This window comes from Parendozoicomonas sp. 209JJ7-1 (assembly GCF_058147085.1).
The window spans coordinates 39,981-58,643 of the sequence record NZ_JBYVJU010000003.1; the positions used below are offsets into that span (position 1 = coordinate 39,981).

At 51.9% G+C, this 18,663-nt stretch carries 17 protein-coding genes and 1 other RNA gene; 13 read left to right on the forward strand and 5 right to left on the reverse strand.

All coding sequences use genetic code 11. The annotated features are described in order from the left end of the window. Positions 1 to 65: 65 nt before the first annotated feature. From ACY2RQ_RS03675 to ACY2RQ_RS03690, 4 genes are all read right to left on the reverse strand, one after another. Positions 66 to 641: a BON domain-containing protein gene (locus ACY2RQ_RS03675; protein ID WP_490111609.1), complete on the reverse strand. Its 576-nt coding sequence runs from the start codon at positions 639 to 641 to the stop codon at positions 66 to 68. Positions 642 to 718: 77 nt separating this feature from the next. Then, positions 719 to 1,306 carry a phosphoheptose isomerase gene (locus ACY2RQ_RS03680; RefSeq protein ID WP_490111610.1) on the reverse strand — a complete coding sequence of 196 codons (588 nt, stop codon included), beginning with the start codon at positions 1,304 to 1,306 and terminating at the stop codon, positions 719 to 721. Positions 1,307 to 1,493: 187 nt separating this feature from the next. Then, on the reverse strand, positions 1,494 to 1,877 hold the full coding sequence (locus ACY2RQ_RS03685; RefSeq protein WP_490111611.1) for a YraN family protein: 384 nt from the start codon (positions 1,875 to 1,877) through the stop codon (positions 1,494 to 1,496). Next, positions 1,855 to 3,735 carry a penicillin-binding protein activator gene (locus ACY2RQ_RS03690; RefSeq protein WP_490111612.1) on the reverse strand — a complete coding sequence of 627 codons (1,881 nt, stop codon included), beginning with the start codon at positions 3,733 to 3,735 and terminating at the stop codon, positions 1,855 to 1,857. Before ACY2RQ_RS03690 ends, ACY2RQ_RS03685 begins: the two co-directional genes overlap by 23 nt. Before the next feature lie 134 nt (positions 3,736 to 3,869). Here ACY2RQ_RS03690 and rsmI point away from each other — a divergent pair, with 134 nt between their 5' ends. After that, positions 3,870 to 4,721: a 16S rRNA (cytidine(1402)-2'-O)-methyltransferase gene (gene rsmI, locus ACY2RQ_RS03695; protein WP_490111613.1), complete on the forward strand. Its 852-nt coding sequence runs from the start codon at positions 3,870 to 3,872 to the stop codon at positions 4,719 to 4,721. Positions 4,722 to 4,724: 3 nt separating this feature from the next. Here rsmI and ACY2RQ_RS03700 read toward each other — a convergent pair whose 3' ends face one another. Further along, positions 4,725 to 5,357 (reverse strand): MarC family protein, encoded by a 633-nt coding sequence (locus ACY2RQ_RS03700; RefSeq protein WP_490111614.1) that lies wholly within the window; start codon positions 5,355 to 5,357, stop codon positions 4,725 to 4,727. An 89-nt stretch (positions 5,358 to 5,446) separates the two neighbouring features. On the opposite strand from ACY2RQ_RS03700, the gene rnpB reads away from it, so the two are divergent. The 12 genes from rnpB to murC all read left to right on the forward strand — a co-directional run bounded on the left by rnpB (position 5,447) and on the right by murC (position 18,663). After that, positions 5,447 to 5,846: RNase P RNA component class A (gene rnpB, locus ACY2RQ_RS03705), an RNA gene on the forward strand. Positions 5,847 to 6,196: 350 nt separating this feature from the next. Then, positions 6,197 to 6,652: a division/cell wall cluster transcriptional repressor MraZ gene (gene mraZ / locus ACY2RQ_RS03710; RefSeq protein ID WP_490111615.1), complete on the forward strand. Its 456-nt coding sequence runs from the start codon at positions 6,197 to 6,199 to the stop codon at positions 6,650 to 6,652. Between the two features lie 2 nt (positions 6,653 to 6,654). Continuing rightward, on the forward strand, positions 6,655 to 7,578 hold the full coding sequence (gene rsmH / locus ACY2RQ_RS03715; protein WP_490111616.1) for a 16S rRNA (cytosine(1402)-N(4))-methyltransferase RsmH: 924 nt from the start codon (positions 6,655 to 6,657) through the stop codon (positions 7,576 to 7,578). Beyond that, positions 7,578 to 7,886, forward strand: a complete 309-nt coding sequence (ftsL, locus tag ACY2RQ_RS03720) for a cell division protein FtsL (RefSeq protein ID WP_490111862.1) — start codon at positions 7,578 to 7,580, stop codon at positions 7,884 to 7,886. Before rsmH ends, ftsL begins: the two co-directional genes overlap by 1 nt. Then, positions 7,883 to 9,601, forward strand: coding sequence for a peptidoglycan D,D-transpeptidase FtsI family protein (locus tag ACY2RQ_RS03725; protein WP_490111617.1), 1,719 nt, complete (start codon positions 7,883 to 7,885; stop codon positions 9,599 to 9,601). The genes ftsL and ACY2RQ_RS03725 overlap by 4 nt, the downstream gene beginning before the upstream one ends. Then, positions 9,601 to 11,109 carry a UDP-N-acetylmuramoyl-L-alanyl-D-glutamate--2,6-diaminopimelate ligase gene (locus ACY2RQ_RS03730; RefSeq protein ID WP_490111618.1) on the forward strand — a complete coding sequence of 503 codons (1,509 nt, stop codon included), beginning with the start codon at positions 9,601 to 9,603 and terminating at the stop codon, positions 11,107 to 11,109. The genes ACY2RQ_RS03725 and ACY2RQ_RS03730 overlap by 1 nt, the downstream gene beginning before the upstream one ends. After that, positions 11,106 to 12,515, forward strand: a complete 1,410-nt coding sequence (locus ACY2RQ_RS03735; RefSeq protein WP_490111619.1) for a UDP-N-acetylmuramoyl-tripeptide--D-alanyl-D-alanine ligase — start codon at positions 11,106 to 11,108, stop codon at positions 12,513 to 12,515. Before ACY2RQ_RS03730 ends, ACY2RQ_RS03735 begins: the two co-directional genes overlap by 4 nt. Then, positions 12,515 to 13,597, forward strand: a complete 1,083-nt coding sequence (mraY, locus tag ACY2RQ_RS03740; RefSeq protein ID WP_490111620.1) for a phospho-N-acetylmuramoyl-pentapeptide-transferase — start codon at positions 12,515 to 12,517, stop codon at positions 13,595 to 13,597. The genes ACY2RQ_RS03735 and mraY overlap by 1 nt, the downstream gene beginning before the upstream one ends. A gap of 20 nt (positions 13,598 to 13,617) precedes the next feature. Further along, positions 13,618 to 14,979: a UDP-N-acetylmuramoyl-L-alanine--D-glutamate ligase gene (gene murD, locus ACY2RQ_RS03745; protein ID WP_490111621.1), complete on the forward strand. Its 1,362-nt coding sequence runs from the start codon at positions 13,618 to 13,620 to the stop codon at positions 14,977 to 14,979. Further along, positions 14,972 to 16,147 (forward strand): putative lipid II flippase FtsW, encoded by a 1,176-nt coding sequence (gene ftsW, locus ACY2RQ_RS03750; RefSeq protein WP_490111622.1) that lies wholly within the window; start codon positions 14,972 to 14,974, stop codon positions 16,145 to 16,147. Before murD ends, ftsW begins: the two co-directional genes overlap by 8 nt. Further along, positions 16,140 to 17,207 carry an undecaprenyldiphospho-muramoylpentapeptide beta-N-acetylglucosaminyltransferase gene (murG, locus tag ACY2RQ_RS03755; protein ID WP_490111623.1) on the forward strand — a complete coding sequence of 356 codons (1,068 nt, stop codon included), beginning with the start codon at positions 16,140 to 16,142 and terminating at the stop codon, positions 17,205 to 17,207. The genes ftsW and murG overlap by 8 nt, the downstream gene beginning before the upstream one ends. Further along, positions 17,200 to 18,663 carry a UDP-N-acetylmuramate--L-alanine ligase gene (gene murC / locus ACY2RQ_RS03760; protein WP_490111624.1) on the forward strand — a complete coding sequence of 488 codons (1,464 nt, stop codon included), beginning with the start codon at positions 17,200 to 17,202 and terminating at the stop codon, positions 18,661 to 18,663. Before murG ends, murC begins: the two co-directional genes overlap by 8 nt.

Sequence of the window (18,663 nt, forward strand, 5' to 3'; positions counted from 1 at the left end):
ACTGGTTTTAAACAGAAAAGGCCCGCGCTGCGGGCCTTTTCTGTTTTGTATCTCTGTGTTTGTTATTAGCGAATGTATTCAAAAACCTTGACGATTTTCTGAACGCCGTAGGCTTCCCGTACAAGGTTGACGGCTTGGTCGGCCTGTTCCGGTGTCACCAGTCCCATTAAAAATACAGTGCCGTTCTCGGTCACAGTCTTGATCTGTGAAGAAGGAAAACCTTCGGTCGCCAGCATGCGGGTTCTGATTTTGGTGGTAATCCAGGTATCGCTGGAGCGTGTCAGGGCGGTGGTGGGACCGGAGATTTCCAGTTCGTTGTACACCTTTCTGACTTTAAGAACCTTTCTGACTATCTGTTCCGCCTGGGCTTTCAGCTGTTCGCTGCTGACCTGGCCGGACAGAAGAACGTAGCCGTTATAGCTGGTCACGTTTACGTGATTCTTCTCAAATTCCGGGTTGGTTTTGTTGAGATTTACGGTGGCGACGGTTTCAATGCTCTGGTCGTCCATCCAGGCGCCCCAAGTGCGGCTACCCTGATCTTCCTTGATGGGACCTTCCTGTACGGCAGATATGGTCGTGGCGCACCCGGTCAGCAGCGCAAGGACGCAGGTCAGGGCCGGTAGCAGAGATTTTGTGGTCATATCCTTGTCCTGTGTCGTTTATATAGCTTTTCGATAGGGCGTTCGATAAAACGTTCGATAAAGTGTTCGATAAAGTGTTATTCGACACTTCCAAACAGATATTCATCAATCAGGTCGCACAGGCAGTGGAGAACCAGCAGATGTACCTCCTGAATACGGGTGGTGATATTACTGGGAATACGGATTTCCACGTCTTCCGTATGGAGCAGACGTGCGCAGTTACCACCATCCTTGCCGGTAAGGGCGACAACGGTCATCTCCCGGTCATGGGCGGCCTGTATGGACTGTACAATATTGGGGGAGCGGCCGCCGGCAGATATAACCAGCAGGATGTCGCCGGGTTGCCCAAGGGCGCGGATCTGCTTAGAGAAAATTTCGTTGTAGCTGTAATCCCTGGCAATGGAGGTCAGAGTTGAGGTGTCCGTGGTCAGGGCTATGGCGGGCAATCCTGGGCGCTCCCGCTCAAACCGGTTCAGAAGTTCGGAGGAGAAGTGCTGGGAAACGGCTGCTGAGCCGCCGTTGCCGCATACCAGAATTTTTCCTTCATTTACGAGGGAGTGCACCATAAGTTCGGCAGCCTGGCCGATATAGGGCGGAAGTTCTTCAGCTGCGCGGATTTTTGCGTCAATACTATCGGAGAAGTGGCTGGTTATATGGTCAAGCATGTCACGGGGTCCTGGTGATCCACTTTCGTCCGGGAATTGCTCTTCTCTCAGACAGATAATTTACTAAAAACAGGTATCGCTTTTTCAAAATGATGCAGCGATGATTGCAGCCTGTTCAGGATGCTCACTTAAAGTACTCTTCAGATTGCTCTTCAAACAGTTTTTCAAAAGTTTTGCGACAATTGTCTTATGGGCCAAAGGCGTTTCTGATCCAGTTGATTGCACGGGTGTTGGCATTGTTCGTTGTCGGATGAATCGTGATTATATCAAAGCGACAGGGCTGTCTGTCTGTCAGCTTGAGTGTCTGCATGTAATGGGCTGCCGTTTTGCTCAGTTTTTGTTGCTTGTGATAATTTACAGCGTCTGCGCCTGATCCGAAATTGTTGTTTTTCCGATATTTCACTTCAACGAATACAAGAGTGTCCCTGTCTTCCATGATGAGATCAAGCTCCCCGGCTCTGCAGGCGTAGTTTCTGTCTCTGAAGGTCAGGCCCTGGCGAAGCAGGAATGCCAGAGCCTGGTCTTCGGCAGCTTTGCCGGAGAGGTTGTTAACCGTCGTCTTCCAGAACATTCTGGTCGTGCTCAGGGTTCATGCTGCGTTTTTGAGTTAATGGTGTGGGGCGACCATTACGGAAATACTGCCAGGTAAGCTGGCGGGTGACTTCCCTGTTGCGGGATATGCTCAAGGTGCCGGTTGAGCCGAACATTTGGGCACCTTCTGACTGTGCCATCTGCTCCAGACGGGGATAAATCCGCCAGGCATCGGCACCCAGTGCATAAAGAGGGGCAAGCTGGCTGCTGCTCTCTTTTTTCCAGCTGGACTGAATTGATGCCTTGACTGGTGAAGGCTTGTCGGTAAACCAGGGTATCAGCGGGATACGGACGTCGTTAAGATCCCTGTTCTGGGTTCTGTTAGTTTCGCCGCTGTACATGGCGGATATCGTGTAAACCGGCAGGTCGTAAGCAAAGTAGTAGTTCAGGGCGGGTTTCAGCTGACGTCCCTGGGCGGGGGAGCCAATCATGAAAATCATGTCTATATCCTGGCGTCGGCGCGGGGTGTAGTCCAGGCGTTCCCCGAGAAGTCTTGTCAGGGCATTGGCTCGTTTGAAGCTGCTGTTTACCAGTAGGGCATCACTGACAGCGGTGTTGTAATCACCTTTGGAAAAAATATGCTGGTTCAGTACTTCGCCCCCCCACTCTTCCCAGGTTTTACGGAAACTTTCTGCAACCCGGCTGCCCCAGGGGCTGTCTGGGGTAAGGATGACAGGTTTCCTGTAACCATCGTTCCAGGCTCGGTGAGCAGCCTGGGCCGCTTCGGTTTCGGAGGCCAGGCTGAACTGGTAAGTGGTCGGACTGGTTTCTATATCAGGTACCTGGTTAAGCACCAGCCAGGGGATGGTGATGGTGGTGTTGATCAGGCTCCGCTGGGCTGCGCTGCGGCGCAGGGGGCCGATAATCATTTCCGCACCTTCATCCTGGGCCAGGCTGACAAGTTCCGCCGGGTCTGATTTGTCGGTGTTATAGAATGCTATTTCCGGCAGATTGGTGGTAGTGTTGCCAGCCTGCAAGGTGCTTTTGGAAAGATAGTAGCCCGCCATAAAGCCGTTCTGCACAGCTTTTCCTGCTGCGGCCTGTGGGCCAGTGAGTGGCAGCAGAACCGCAATACGTGCTGGCTGGTAGGGTGGCGTATTTTTCAGTGCGCTGATGGCTTTCGGTATATGCTGGAGAGCGTCAGTGCCCTGCCAGCGCATCTCCCACTGTCTGAGTTCGACCAGTTGCTGGCTCAGTTCGCTGGGTTCCCGGTAAATAATGGCCAGTTCAATCCAGGGTTGGAGAGGTGTGGCGATGTTGTTGGCCAGCATTTCTTTCAGATTGTCGCTGTCTTCCTGCAGCAGGCTGTTCCAGAGATCCTGGTAGAGTTCAGGGTTGATGGTTATGCCGGGCTGGCTGATGGCATTGCTCCAATAGCTAATCGCTTCGGGGTAGCGGCCTTCCATATTAGCAAGACGTGCCTGAAGAATATTGTATTTCTGCAGTTGATTGTTCTGGAGGTCGGGACGATAGATAGCCTCAAGCCACTGGAGGGCATAGGATGGCTGCTTATTGGTCAGGGCCAGTAATGCGTTCAACAGTTTGTAGCCGGTCAGCTCCTGCTGGCTCAGACTGTACTGGCTAACCAGTTCAAGAAGTTCGGCGGCCCGGACAGGGTTTTCTGAAGCTAATTGTTCTGCTGCTTGAATATACAGATTGCTGCGGCGTGGTTCGCTGGCCTGGCTGGCTGCGCTCAGTAAGCTGTTGATGGTGCTCTCGATTGTTGTAACCCGTGGCTTCGCCGGGTGTGTGTCGACTTTCTGGGTGGGAGCGCAAGCCGACAGAATAAACAGTGGTATTACCAGCAGCAATATTCCGGCCCGGGTTTGAAAATTCACGGTGTCAGGTGACCTTCTGGCAAAATAATAATTAGTACGGATTCTAACCGAGACCCTGCGGTGGCTCCAGAAGGTGGGCGGGTTAAAAGCAGGTTTGTGTGATTTTTGGGTTAACGGGTAACAAAGGTTTTTTTATGAGTGACGGTACCCTTTATATAGTGGCAACGCCGATAGGTAATCTTGGTGACTTGTCCGTCAGGGCAAAAGAAGTTCTGGAGGGTGTGAATGTTATTGCCGCTGAAGATACTCGGCATACCAGCCGTTTGCTCAGTCATTTTGGGATAAAGAGGCCACTTCTGGCTTGTCATGACCATAATGAGCGGGGAAGAAGTGAGCAGATTGTGCAGCGGTTGCAGGCTGGTGAGTCTGTTGCTCTGGTGTCTGATGCGGGGACGCCGCTGATTTCTGATCCGGGCTATTACCTGGTTAACGCGGTACGGGATGCCGGTTTCCGGGTTGTTCCGGTTCCGGGAGCCTGTGCTATGGTGGCGGCGTTGAGTGTGTCTGGTATGCCTTCCGACCGGTTCTTTTTTGAAGGGTTTCTGCCAGCTAAAGGGGCCGGGCGCCGCAAGCGTATTGGTGAGCTGGCGGATTTTCCCCACACCTGGATTGTTTATGAGTCTCCGCATCGCATTGTGGATATGCTGGATGACTTTGCTTCGGAGCTGGGAGAAGAACGTCAAGTGGCTCTGGCCCGTGAACTGACCAAGACCTTTGAAACAGTCCTGTCTGGAACCGTTGCAGAGTTACAGGTGATGCTGGAGCAGGATGAAAACCAGCGTCGGGGCGAGTTTGTTGTTCTTGTCCATGGTGCGTCAAAGCCGGAGGTTGTGGCTGGGGATATACCTGAAGATGCTCTGAAAATTCTGCAGTTACTGCTGGATGAATTACCCATGAAGCAGGCAAGCCAGCTGACCGCTAAAATTACCGGGCTAAAAGCGAAAGTGCTGTATAAGGCAGGATTGGCACTGAAGTCGAAGGGATAATTATCAGGTCGCTAATGGGGGCAGTGGTAGCCAGCCAAGGGTATCAAGGGCTTCTATAAAAATTTCTACAGCGAGGGATGTGACCAGAAGGCCCATAACCCGAACAAGAATAGATGTGCCGTTGTCCCCAAGGATTTTGTAGATTTTCGGAGCCAGGCGAAACAACCCCCATGCAATTGTAAGTACCAGAATCATCAGGAAGGCGGTGAACGCCTGTTCCTGGATTGAGTGAAGGCGGTTATCGGTTAAAATAATGATGGCTGTCAGGGCTCCAGGGTTGGCAAGGGAGGGAATGGCCAGGGGGAAAACAGCTACATCGTGCCCTGGTTCCTGATGGCCAGCGGGGTATTCCTCCTCTTCCGGGCGAAAAATCATCTGTAAGCCATAAAGAAACAGAACTACGCTGCCGGCCATCTGGAAGGCAGCAAGCCTTATTCCTATGGCATGGAGCAGTACCTGTCCAATCAGCAGGCAGCTGATTAGTATGATGGCGCTGTAGAGGACGGCCTTAAGGGCAATATGGGCTTTCTGGGTGGCATTAAAACGACGGGTGACTGTTAGAAACATGGGCATGCTGCCGATCGGATCAATAACCGCAAAGAGAAGGATAAAGTCATGGATCTGGTTTGGGATCATTGCTGTAACGGCGGAAAGAATGTTCGGAGAGATTAGCTAACAAATCAAGCTTGAGTTGACTGGACTGTTCCGGTATTGTTCGCCGTCCGCAAGATGGCCGGGCAGCCGCTGTTTCTTTATTGTGTTCGCATAATAAAGGGAGGGAGGAAAGTCCGGGCTCCACAGGGCAGGGTGCCAGGTAACGCCTGGGGGGCGAAAGCCTACGGAAAGTGCCGCAGAGAGCAGACCGCCTAAATCAGCCGCTCTTTTCAGGAGAGTGATTGATCGGTAAGGGTGAAAGGGTGCGGTAAGAGCGCACCGCATGGCTGGCAACAGTTCATGGCAGGGTAAACCCCACTCGGAGCAAGACCAAATAGGAATTCATTGGCGTGGTCCGCGCTGAATTCGGGTAGGTCGCTTGAGGTGTGTGGCGACATGCATCCCAGATGAATGGCTGTCAGGGTTCCTTTGGGAACTTTACAGAACCCGGCTTACAGGCCATCTTGCGGCCTTTTCTTCTTTTTATATTCCTGTTTTGCCTTGTTCTTGACGGTTCCCTCCGTTTCTTTAGCTTTCTTTGTGATAAATCATTCCTCCTTTATTAGCGGCTATAGCCTATAAACTAATATTTTTCATCATTCTGTCTCTCATGATGTTGGTGCAGCCGTTTCTTTTTATTGGTTTTTTCCATTTTTTCCACTTTCTTTCACCATGTGTAACTTACTAATTTTCAAGGTTTTTCCCGAACTCAAGGGTCTTTGACCAGGGTTTTGAGTATTTCTATAGTGTGTTACAGTGGGTGAAAGTGGATATATGTGGAAAAATCTGGGAAGCTGGTGTAGTTGAAAGGAGGGATTCTCGTGTTTCGAGGTGTTAACGCACTGAATATGGATACCAAGGGACGGTTGGCAGTGCCGACACGTTACCGGTCCGTATTGTCAGAGCGTTGCGAAGGCCATCTGGTGGCCACCATTGATACCGAAGAAACCTGCCTTCTTATTTATCCGGTTGATGAATGGGACGCTATTCAGACCAAGATTGAAGCTTTGCCCAGTTTCCATCCTATGACCCGCAGAATACAGCGCCTGTTGATAGGCCATGCGACTGATCTGGAAATGGATGGTAATGGACGAATTTTGATTCCGCCACTGTTAAGGGAATACGCCGGCCTGAGCAAGAAAACGATTTTGCTGGGCCAGGGGAAAAAGTTCGAACTTTGGAATGAGCAGTGCTGGAATGAACGGCGCAATGCCTACCTTCAGGAAGCAGGGGGCGGCGACGAAACCCCCGAAGAGTTACAGACATTGTCGTTGTAGGTATGAATAAAAAATTTCAGCACAAGACAGTTTTGCTGGATGAGGCGGTAGCGTGCCTGGTCGAAAACCCCGATGGTCGTTTTATCGACGGCACCTTCGGGCGAGGTGGCCACAGTCGCCTGATCCTGTCCCAGCTCAGTGATAAAGGGCAGTTGACGGGTATTGATAAAGATCCTGTAGCCGTAAGGTTTGGCACTGGATTAATGGCAGAAGATGGCCGGTTCCGTATCTGCCATGGCTCTTTTGCGGATATGAAAGAGTTTGCAGGGGGAGGAAAGCTGGATGGCATTTTGCTGGATCTTGGCGTGTCATCCCCCCAGCTGGACGACGCTGATCGTGGATTCAGCTTTCAGAATGATGGTCCTCTGGATATGCGCATGAATACCAGCAAAGGTTTAAGCGCCGCTGAGTGGCTGGCGGTAGCCAGCGAAGACGAAATTACTGACGTCATCAAGCGTTTTGGAGAAGAAAAATTTGGTCGTCGTATGGCAAAGGGCATTATTGAAGCCCGAGAACAGGCACCAATAGAAAGAACAGCCCAGCTGGCGAAGATTATTGCGGATGCGAACCCGGTGTGGCCGAAAAAGATTCACCCGGCCACTAAAGCGTTTCAGGGAATCAGAATTTTTATTAACAGTGAGCTGGACGACCTTGAGCAGATACTGGAAGACAGTCTGGAGCTGCTGAAGCCCGGTGGAAGGCTGGTGATTATCAGTTTTCATTCCCTGGAAGACAGAATGGTGAAACGCTTTATCCGCAGGCATGAAAAAGGGGATGATGTTCCCAGTTGGGTGCCCCTGACGGAAGAACAGCTGAACCGGCACCTGAAGAGTATCGGCAAAGCCCGTAAGGCCGGCCCGGAAGAAGTTGACTGTAATCCACGGGCACGCAGTGCGGTTATGCGAGTGGCGGAACGTCTCGCGTGATGACGGGCTGGCTGGATTTTTCCCCCCTGAAAGCCATAGGGGAGAGAGTTCGATGGTTACCAGTGGCCATGTTTGTGGGAGTTGTCGTCTGTGCTCTGGCCGTGACTTATGTCGCCCATTTGAACAGACAGGCATCCAACCAGTTACAGGCTGAATTAAAGCGTAAGAATGCCCTTCAGGAAGAGTGGGGGCGGCTGCTTCTGCAGCACAGTACTCTGACGGCTCACAGGGAAATAGAGCAGTTGGCCCGTGAGGAGCTCAACATGGATGTGCCCGGAAAGGGCAGGGTCATCATGGTGCAGCCATGAATATGCTTGGAAAAATAAAGTCACGGCTTAACCGCTATTTCTTTGTGCAGACGCTAATAATTGCGGCTGCATTGTGCGTCAGTGGTCGTGTGTTTTATCTGCATGTGTACGACAGGCCCTTCTTACAGAACGAAGGGGACAAGCGTACTGAGCGGGAAATACAGATTCCTGCTCACCGGGGCATTATTTTTGACCGTAACGGTAGCCCTCTGGCGGTCAGTAGCCGGGTGGTGTCTGTCTGGGGCAATCCCAGACTGTTGAATAAAGAGAAGGGCCGCTGGGGCGAGTTGGCAAAGGCCCTTGGCATAAAGCTAATGGTGCTGGAAAAGAAGTTAAAAAATAACAGCGAGAAAGGTTTCGTCTACCTGAAAAAACGGATGAAACCGGAGAATGCTGACAAAGCGTTGAAACTGAAGATTCCGGGCGTTTATGGTGACTCGGAATATCGTCGTTTTTATCCGCTGGGTGAAGAGACAGCTCAGCTGATTGGCCTGACAGATTCTAATGATCAGGGACAGGAAGGTGTTGAACTGGCCTTGAATGACTGGCTGGCCGGCGTACCTGGTGAGCGGGTGGTGACCAAAGACCGCAAAGGTAATGTTATCCGCATGGGAGAAGTGCGGAAGGAGGCTGAGGCGGGCAAGGATGTCATGCTCAGTATTGACCTGCGTTTGCAGTACCTGGCTTACCGGGAATTGTTAGCGGCGGTGCAGGAGCATAAAGCCAGGGCTGGTTCTTTGGTCATGCTGGATGTGAAAACCGGAGAGGTGTTGGCCATGGTCAATCAGCCCTCTTTTAATCCGAATAACCGTAAGTCCATTAATCTTGCGGGTATGAGAAACAGGGCTATCACCGACCAGTTTGAGCCAGGTTCGGTGATTAAGCCATTTACCGTTGCAGCGGCGCTGGAATCGGGGCGTTATCAGGCGGATACGCAGATTAATACAGCGCCGGGAACCCTTCGGGTGGGCCAGGATACAGTCAGGGATCCACGCAATTTCGGCACCCTGGATGTTACCGGAATTATTACCCGGTCCAGTAATGTTGGTGTAACCAAGCTGGCCCTGGATATAGGTGCAGAAAAGGTGATTTCTGTTCTGCAGCGTGTTGGTATCGGACAATCTACAGGGATTGTGTTTCCCGGGGAGAGTACCGGAACATTGCCTGTCAGAAGAAAATGGCGACCAATAGAGACCGCAACCCTGTCTTACGGTTATGGCCTTACGGCTACACCCCTGCAGCTGGCACAGGCATATAGCGTGTTGGCGAATGATGGGGTGGCTATGCCTGTAAGCATTATTAAGCAGGATCTTCCCTCTCAGGGAGAGCAGGTGCTGGCCCCGGATATTGCCCGTGAGGTTATGGATATGATGAGAACCGCAACCAGCAATATAGGCACGGCCAGAAGAGCGAGAACAGAGGGCTACTCTGTTGCCGGTAAGACAGGAACATCGAAGAAACTGGGTGACAAAGGGTATTCCGACAATGACTATATTTCTCTATTTGCCGGTGTGATACCGGCAGACAATCCGAAAGTGACGATGGTTGTTCTTATAGATGGTGCTACAGACGGACGTTATTACGGTGGTGCTGTCGCGGCTCCGGTATTTTCACGTGTAGCGGGAGAAACCATGCGCGTGTTGAGGGTTCCGCCGGAAGGAAGCCGCGGGCAGATGGTGGCCGACGCCGCAAGAAAATCCAGGAATGAAGGTTGATGACTGATTCTATGCGGGAGTATGGCATCCAGAACCAGCAACTGACCTTGAATGGTCTGCTGAAATGGCTCGGACATGTGCCGACTGCAGACGATATTGTCCTGTCCGGGGTGAAAACAGACAGTCGCCGTGTACAACAGGGTGACCTGTTTCTTGCGATTTCTGGTTATGCCGTTGATGGCAGGGACTATATCGAAGCTGCAGTTCAGGCTGGTGCTGTCGGGGTGCTGGCTCAATCTGGCGCTGAACTGCCTGTTGTCGGTGTGCCTGTGATCGCTGTGGATAATCTTCAGGACAAGGCCGGTGGGCTTATTGATTTCAGCTTTGGCCATCCTTCCAGACAAATCAAAGTTATTGGGGTGACTGGGACCAACGGAAAGTCATCCACAGTGCATTTTCTGGCAGACCTGCTGGATAAACTCAGTAATGGCTGTGGCCTGATGGGGACATTAGGCAGTGGTCGCATAGGGCGACTGGAGAATTCCGGCAATACCACCGCAGACCTGTTCAGCTGTCACAGCTTCGCTGCCCAAATGAGAGATGAACAGATCGGCTGGATGGCGATGGAAGTATCGTCCCACGGTCTTGACCAGGGCCGAATTCAGGGCATGCATGTTGATACGGCAGTGTTCACAAACCTGACCCGGGATCACTTAGATTACCACGGTACCATGGGCGCCTATGCCCGGGCTAAGGGACGCTTGTTCCAGCATCCTCGTTTAAAACATGCCGTATTTAATATGGATGACAGCTGGTCACAATTCCTTCGTGACCTGACCCCGGACAGTGTTGAATGTATTGGGTGCTCTTTGTCCGATGAAAGTGCTGATATTTACCTGAAGAATATTCAGCTGATTTCCCACGGTATGCAGGCGGATATTGTTACTCCCTGGGGAAAAGGCGAGCTGAAAACACCACTGATGGGGCGTTTTAACCTCAGCAATCTGCTGGGTGTGATTAGTGTTCTGGGATGTCATGGTTTCCCGTTAAGTGACGTTCTGCAGGTTATTCCGACTATTAACAGCGTACCGGGGCGTCTTGAACGTTTTGGAGGTGAGAATCAGCCCCTGGTGGTGGTTGATTATGCCCACACACCTGATGCCTTAACCAGTGCCCTGAAGGCGCTGCGTGAACATGGTGGTAAAAGCATTACCTGTGTCTTTGGCTGTGGTGGTGACCGGGATAAAGGCAAGAGAGCCTTGATGGCTCAGGCGGCCTGCGCTGATGCGGATAAAGTTTATCTCACCAGTGATAATCCCAGGAATGAAGAGTCCAGAGCCATTATTGAAGATTGCCTGGCTGGTCTTGATGAGGCCCAGAAAAACCAGGTGACCGTTGTCGTAAATCGAGCGGAGGCTATCGCCCATGCTGTTGCCGATGCCTGCGCTGAAGATATTGTGCTTGTGGCCGGAAAAGGCCATGAGAGTTACCAGGAGATTAAGGGTGTTCGATACCCGTTCAGTGATTTCGAGCAGGTTTCGCTGGCTTTGTCCGGGAGGGTGGCATGATTGCATCTGAACGCTTGAGCGGGCTGGCCAAAAAGCTACCGGCGAAGCTTATCGGTGATGATGCTGAGGTCACATCCATCAGCATAGATACACGAACACTGGTGCCAGGGCAGTTATTTGTCGCGATCAAGGGACCAAACTTTGATGGTCACAACTATGTGTCTGCGGCCCTGAAAAAAGGCGCGGCAGGAGTGCTGGTTAGCCGGAAAGGGGAAGGTGAGCCCCGTCTTCTCGTTGAAAATACAGATAAAGCCCTGGCATCCCTGGGTTACCTGAACCGTGACGCATTTGATGGTCTGGTGATAGGTGTAACCGGCAGCAGCGGTAAAACCTCAGTAAAGGAAATGCTCGCCGCTGTTTTTGGCCAGGTGGCACCGACCCTGGCGACCCGTGGCAATCTGAATAATGCCTATGGTGTTCCGGTTACCCTGGGTGAGCTGATTTCTGAACACAAGTATGCCGTTATTGAAATGGGCACTAACAGCCCCGGTGAAATAGCTCATCTGACGTCTATCGTCCGCCCCCATATTGCTCTGATCAATAACGCCAGTATTTCCCATATAGCTGGTCTTGGCAGCCTGGAAGGTGTTGTGGAAGAGAAAGGTGCGATTTTTGATCGCCTGCCCAATGACGGCTGCGCTGTTATTAATGCTGACGACCCGTACTGTGATACCTGGAAAGAGCGGGTAAGCAAAGCTTCAAACTGTCGGGTAATGACTTTCAGTCTTACAGGTAAAGAGGCTGACTGCTGGCCGGATAATATTGTCACCGAAGACAATGGCATGCACTTTACCCTGCACCTGGATGGCAAGGAGACTCTTGTCCATCTGCAGTTCTGGGGTAAGCACCAGGTGGCGAATGCCTGTGCTGCTGCTGCCATTGCCAGAGCCGCCGGCCTGGATATTGAAACCATTGCCGCCGGGCTGGGGGAAGCCCGTCCGTACGCTCGCCGTGGTCAGCGTTTTCGTACTAATAACGGTGCCATAGTTATTGACCAGAGTTATAACGCTAACCCTGACTCAACCCGTGCGGCCATTGATGAACTGGCTGACTGTGACGGTTACCGGATTCTGGTGGTGGGTGACCTGTCTGAAGAACATTTCCTTAATGAGGAAGAAGGCATTGCTATGCACCGTGAACTGGGTGAATACACCAGTGCTGCAGGTATCGACAGGTTGCTGACTTCCGGCCATTGGTCCCGTTATGTTCATGATGGTTTCCAGGGGGCCGGCGAGCACTTTGAAACAAAAGAAGAATTAAGTGGGTGGTTGCATCCTCATCTGAATGCCGGGGTTGTTGTGCTGGTGAAAGGGTCAATGACAACCGGAATGAACGAAGTGGTCACTGCCTGCCTGGGCGACCCAACTGTTGAGGCCGGGAGGCCCGAAACCACGGAGGGTATCTGATGCTGTACTGGCTGTCGGATTTCCTGAGTACGTATTACAGCGGCTTTGGCGTATTTAAGTATCTCACCCTGAGAGCCATTCTCAGTGTGCTGACAGCTTTGGCCTTCTCCCTGATTCTCGGTCCGGTGCTGATTCGTAAACTGAGCTTTCACCAGATTGGTCAGGCGGTTCGTGATGACGGCCCACAGTCTCATCTGAGCAAAGCGGGAACGCCCACAATGGGGGGCGCGTTAATTCTGGCAGCGATTACTATCAGCACCTTGCTGTGGGGCAATCTCACTAATATTTACCTGTGGATGGTGCTCGGTGTAACCCTGTCGTTTGGTGCTATTGGCTGGGTTGACGATTACAGAAAGGTTGTGGAAAAGCATTCCCGTGGTCTGCCAGCCCGCTGGAAATACTTCTGGCAATCGGTGTTTGGTTTGGGGGCGGCTGTTGCTCTGTTTGTAATGGCGAAAACTCCCATGGAAACGGCATTGATTGTGCCGTTCTTCAAGAGCGTGGCTATTCCTCTGGGCTTCTTCTTTATTGGGCTGACGTATCTGGTGATTGTTGGCACCAGTAACGCGGTGAATTTAACCGACGGCCTTGATGGGTTAGCCATTATGCCGACGGTGATGGTGGCTGCGGCTTTGGGTGTATTTGCCTACCTCAGTGGTCATATTGAGTTTGCCCGTTACCTGAATATTCCCCATATCCGTGGTTCCGGTGAACTGGTGGTATTTACCGCTGCGCTGGTGGGAGCGGGGCTTGGCTTTCTGTGGTTTAACACATATCCCGCCCAGGTTTTTATGGGTGATGTGGGTGCCCTGGCTCTGGGGGCAGCTCTGGGTGTTATTGCTGTGATTGTTCGCCAGGAAATTGTGCTCTTTATTATGGGCGGTGTTTTCGTCATGGAAACCGTGTCGGTCATTCTGCAGGTGGGCTCTTACAAACTGACCGGACGACGTATATTTCGTATGGCACCCATACATCACCATTTTGAATTGAAGGGCTGGCCTGAACCCAGGGTTATTGTGCGGTTCTGGATTATCAGCCTGATTCTCGTATTGATAGGACTGGCAACACTTAAGTTGCGTTGACGAAGAAGGATAAAAACGCAGTGAACGGACAGATGATCAGCAGCGATAAACAGCGGATTGTCGTCGGTCTTGGGAAGACCGGGCTGGCCTGTGCCCGCTGGTTGTTCCGTTCTGGTCTGTCTTTTCAGATAGTGGATACCCGTTCACAGCCTCCCGGCCTGGATGATCTTCATCGGGAGTGTCCTGGTGTTGAGGTTGTTTGTGGCCCTCTTGATGGGAACTTTCTTTCTCAGGCTGATGAGTTGATTGTCAGCCCGGGTCTCTCCCTGAAAGAACCGGCTATTGCTGAGGCCATTTCAGCCGGTATCTCTGTTATCGGTGATATCGAGCTGTTTTGCCGCAAGGTGAGTGCGCCGGTTATTGCCATTACCGGTTCAAATGGCAAAAGCACCGTAACCACTCTGCTTGGCCAGATGGCAGAAAAATCTGGTATCAGGGCTGGTGTCGGCGGAAATATCGGCACTCCGGTTCTTGAATTGCTGGAGCAGGAGGAGCACGAACTTTATATTCTGGAACTCTCCAGTTTCCAGCTGGAAACGACCCACTCCCTCAGAGCTGTTGGCGCAACTGTACTGAATGTAACACCGGATCATATGGACCGGTATGCTTCAATGCTTGAATACCATCAGGCGAAACACAAAATTTACCGTGGCTGCACCGGGGCTGTTTATAACCGTGATGATCAGCTGACCACTCCGCTGGTATCAGAGAATACCCAGATAATGTCTTTTGGCCTGAATACACCTCCAGGTTTAAAAGACTTTGGTGTTGTCAGTGAGCAGGGCAAAACCTGGCTGGTGCAGGGGTTGCAACGTCTGATTGCGACGGATGAGCTTCGTGTAAAAGGCTCTCATAATCAGGCTAATGCTCTGGCTGCCCTGGCGCTGGGAACATTTGCCGGTTTGCCTATGGACGTCATGCTGGATAGTCTGCGGGAATTTACCGGGCTGGTCCATCGTTGTGAATGGTTGGCGGATTGTCAGGGCGTCAGCTGGTTTAATGATTCCAAGGCCACCAATACCGGTGCTGCCATTGCCGCCATAGAAGGGCTGGGCGGTGATCTGGCGGGCGATATTATTCTGATCGCCGGTGGTGATGGTAAAGGTGCTGATTTCTCCGACCTTTGCCCGGCAGTTGAACGCTATGTTCGCGAATTAATTGTTATTGGTACAGATGGTCCCCGTATTGCCGAGACTGTGGGTGGCCTGTCTCACGTGCACTCTGCCGCAAGCCTGCAGGATGCAGTGAGAATGGCAGCCAGTCTATCTTCTGCTGGTGATGCTGTTTTGCTGGCGCCAGCCTGCGCAAGCTTCGATATGTTCTGCAGCTATGAACACCGGGGTGATGAATTCCGGCGACTGGTGGAGATGCTCAATGGCTGACGCATCCTCCCTGAGCTTGTCTGCACGCCTGCGCACCGGGAGCAGTCCGGTGGATTTCTGGTTGCTGGTAGCAGTGGTCTGCACTATGGCCCTTGGGCTGGTAATGGTGGCTTCTGCCTCCAGCGGTATTGCCTCAGCCGGTTACGGTTCACCTTTCCATTTTTCGTTGCGTCAGGGCATTTATATGTCTGGTGGGGTTGCCATAATGCTGGCCCTGCAATCACTGCCTATGGCCTCTCTGCAAAAAATTACTCCGGGGCTGCTGGTAATTGCCATGGCTCTTCTGGTTATAGTATTGGTTCCCCAGGTTGGTCGGGAAGTGAACGGCAGTCGTCGCTGGTTGCCTTTGGGCTTATTTAGTCTTCAGGCGTCTGAGGTAGCGAAAGTTTTCCTGGTGCTGCCTATGGCTGCGTATATGGCAAAGCATGAAGAAGACCTTCCTGGTGCCAGCTGGAAAGTCTTTCTGACTCCTATTGTTTTGCTGGGAATTGCCGGTGGTTTGTTGCTTGCGGAGCCTGATTTCGGGTCTGCGGTCGTTATTGCCGGAACCGTTATGGGAATGATTTTTCTGGCTGGAGCCAGATGGGGAAAATTTCTGGTATTGCTGACTCCTTTGCTGGTAGCCGGGTATTACCTGCTTCAGGAGCCGTATCGTCTCCGTCGTCTGACTAACTACCTGGACCCTTGGTCTGATAAATACGGTGACGGTTATCAGTTAACCCAGTCGCTTATTGGCTTTGGCCGTGGCAGCTGGTTTGGAGAAGGTCTGGGTAATGGTATCCAGAAACTGTTCTTCCTTCCTGAGGCTCATACAGATTTCATCTTTTCTGTTATTGCTGAAGAACTTGGTCTTATTGGTGCACTGCTGGTGATTGGTCTTCTGACTTTTATTGCCTGCAGAGCCATGCATATTGGTCGTACGGCGTATAAAGCCGGGCAGAAATTTTCTGCTTACGTGGCCTATGGTCTGGGGCTGCTGTTTGGCAGCCAGGCTTTTATCAATATAGGTGTGAGCAGTGGTTTGCTGCCCACCAAAGGGTTAGCTCTGCCTCTGTTCAGTTATGGAGGAAGCAGCCTGATTATGAATTGCGTGGTCCTTGGACTGTTAATGCGAATTGATTTTGAACGACGAACTGCTGTTAAACAGGGAGGGAAAGCCAATGGCTGAGCAGTTTCCCCTGTTTATTATTATGGCCGGAGGAACCGGTGGCCATATTTTCCCCGCCTTGGCTGTGGCTGATGAGCTGCGGAATAAAGGTTACCGCATTCACTGGTTGGGTACCCGGGATGGTATGGAAGCAGATCTGGTTCCCAAACATGGTTACGACATCAGCTTTATGCCGGTCAAAGGTGTACGTGGTAATGGTTTGAAAGCGTTGCTTCAGGCTCCGTTCCGGGTACTGGTTTCCGTGTGGCATGCTCTGCGTATTATGCGTAGTAAAAAAGCAGTTGGTGTCCTGGGTATGGGCGGGTTTGTCTCCGGCCCTGGCAGTGTTGCCGCCTGGCTGCTGCGTAAGCCACTTGTTCTCCATGAGCAGAATGCCACAATCGGGCTGACCAATCGCATAGCCAGCGTATTTGCTACTCGGCGACTGGAAGCTTTCCCCGAGGCATTTCCGCCTTCAGCTGGCGCAGAGTGTACAGGCAATCCTGTGCGCCCTATGAATGTGCCTGCGTCAGTTCGGAAAGAAGCACCTCTGCGTCTCCTGGTTCTGGGGGGCAGCCGTGGCGCTGTGGCCATAAATAAATGTGTACCGGCAGTGCTGGTGCGAATGGATAAAGGTGCTGTTGAGGTCTGGCATCAGACAGGTGCCGCAAATATTGATGAGACCCGTGAAAACTATCGAGCACTCGGTATTGCTGGCCGGGTAGACCCTTTTATTGATGACATGGCTGTTGCGTATGGGTGGGCCGACTTGGTGTTGTGCCGCTCTGGAGCCCTGACTGTTGCCGAGTTAGCCAATGCCGGCAGGCCCTCCATTCTTGTGCCTTATCCCTGGCACAAGGATCAGCAGCAGTTACGCAATGGTCGTTATCTTGTGGATAACGGCGCCGCCATTTTGCTTGAACAACGAGATATGACAGAAGAAACACTGGCAGACATACTGATAATGTTTTCAGAAGACAGAGACCGTCTGCAGATAATGGCAGGCGCTGCGAAAGCCTGTGCCCACCTTGATGCAACACAGACTGTTGCCCGTCACTGTGAGGAGGTGGCCCATGCCTGAGGCAGGTTCTGAACAGAGCGTAAAGGGAATGAATGTCCCTGTTTTTGCTGTACCGGAAATGCGTCGTATCAGGAAGATCCATTTCATTGGTATTGGCGGTTCCGGCATGTGTGGTATTGCGGAAGTTCTACGTAACCAGGGTTATGCCATTTCCGGTTCAGACATAAAAGCATCCCGGGTGATTCGGCGGTTGGAGTCCCTTGGTGTTGAGGTGTTTATCGGCCATGCCCGTGAACATGTTGGCGATGCCAATGTGGTGGTTGTTTCTACTGCTGTTAAGGAGGATAACCCCGAGTTGCTGGCGGCACGGGAGCTGCGTATTCCTGTCGTTCCCCGTGCGGAGATGCTGGCTGAGCTGATGCGTTACCGTCATGGTATTGCTGTTGCCGGTACCCATGGCAAAACCACCACCACAAGCCTGCTGGCTTCCGTGCTTGGGCAGGGTGGTCTGGACCCGACATTTATTATTGGTGGCCGGTTGAACTCTGCCGGCACTAATGCCCGTCTGGGGGCAAGCCGTTATCTGGTGGCCGAGGCCGATGAGAGCGATGCCTCCTTCCTGCATCTGCAGCCGATGGTTTCCATTGTTACCAATATTGATGCTGACCATATGGGTACCTATGACGGTGACTTTGGCCGTTTGAAGCAGACTTTTCTGGAGTTCCTGGATAATCTGCCTTTTTATGGTCTGGCAGTCGTCTGTATTGATGACCCTGTGGTGCGTGAGCTGCTTCCCAGAATCAAGCGTCAGATCATTACCTACGGTTTTTCTGAGGATGCTGATTACCGTGCTGTTAATGTGCATCAGGATGGTATGCAAAACCGCTACACCCTGGTACGCAAAGGCCGTGAAAATGTTGGGGTCGGTCTGAATATTCCCGGGGAGCACAATGTTCTGAATTCACTGGCAACCTTTGCTGTGGCTGCAGAAGAAGGTATTTCCGATGAAGATATTTGCGCGGGTCTGGCAGGTTTTCAAGGTGTTGGTCGTCGCTTCCAGGTCTATGGCAATTATCAGACGGGTGTCGGCGAAGTAATGTTTGTGGATGATTACGGACATCATCCCAGAGAAGTGGCCGCAACCATTGCTGCCATTCGCAAAGGCTGGCCGGAAAAGCGTCTGGCGATGATTTACCAGCCCCACCGCTATTCCCGGACCCGGGATCTGTACGACGATTTTGTTGATGTACTATCCCAGGTGGACGTTCTGCTGCTGATGGATGTTTACCCGGCAGGTGAAGATGAAATCCCCGGTGCTGATAGCCGAAGTCTGTGCCGCAGCATTCGTCAGCGAGGACGCCTTGACCCGATTTTTGTTCCCCGAGGAGAGTCTGTGAACAAAATTCTTCAGGATGTATTGAGTGAAGGTGATTTATTAATAACCCAGGGTGCCGGTGATATCGGTGCTCTGGCTGCGGATCTGGCAAAAAAAGAGCTGGTTCTGAAAGTGGAATGA

Bases quoted from the DNA above. Each gene is read 5' to 3' on its own strand.
- rsmH (WP_490111616.1), top strand. From the start codon at position 6,655: ATGAATAAAAAATTTCAGCACAAGACAGTTTTGCTGGATGAGGCGGTA.
- ACY2RQ_RS03735 (WP_490111619.1), top strand. From the start codon at position 11,106: ATGATTGCATCTGAACGCTTGAGCGGGCTGGCCAAAAAGCTACCGGCG.
- ACY2RQ_RS03680 (WP_490111610.1), bottom strand. From the start codon at position 1,306: ATGCTTGACCATATAACCAGCCACTTCTCCGATAGTATTGACGCAAAA.
- murG (WP_490111623.1), top strand. From the start codon at position 16,140: ATGGCTGAGCAGTTTCCCCTGTTTATTATTATGGCCGGAGGAACCGGT.
- ftsL (WP_490111862.1), top strand. From the start codon at position 7,578: ATGACGGGCTGGCTGGATTTTTCCCCCCTGAAAGCCATAGGGGAGAGA.
- ACY2RQ_RS03685 (WP_490111611.1), bottom strand. From the start codon at position 1,877: ATGTTCTGGAAGACGACGGTTAACAACCTCTCCGGCAAAGCTGCCGAA.
- ftsW (WP_490111622.1), top strand. From the start codon at position 14,972: ATGGCTGACGCATCCTCCCTGAGCTTGTCTGCACGCCTGCGCACCGGG.
- ACY2RQ_RS03675 (WP_490111609.1), bottom strand. From the start codon at position 641: ATGACCACAAAATCTCTGCTACCGGCCCTGACCTGCGTCCTTGCGCTG.
- ACY2RQ_RS03700 (WP_490111614.1), bottom strand. From the start codon at position 5,357: ATGATCCCAAACCAGATCCATGACTTTATCCTTCTCTTTGCGGTTATT.
- ACY2RQ_RS03725 (WP_490111617.1), top strand. From the start codon at position 7,883: ATGAATATGCTTGGAAAAATAAAGTCACGGCTTAACCGCTATTTCTTT.
- rsmI (WP_490111613.1), top strand. From the start codon at position 3,870: ATGAGTGACGGTACCCTTTATATAGTGGCAACGCCGATAGGTAATCTT.
- mraY (WP_490111620.1), top strand. From the start codon at position 12,515: ATGCTGTACTGGCTGTCGGATTTCCTGAGTACGTATTACAGCGGCTTT.
- murC (WP_490111624.1), top strand. From the start codon at position 17,200: ATGCCTGAGGCAGGTTCTGAACAGAGCGTAAAGGGAATGAATGTCCCT.
- ACY2RQ_RS03730 (WP_490111618.1), top strand. From the start codon at position 9,601: ATGACTGATTCTATGCGGGAGTATGGCATCCAGAACCAGCAACTGACC.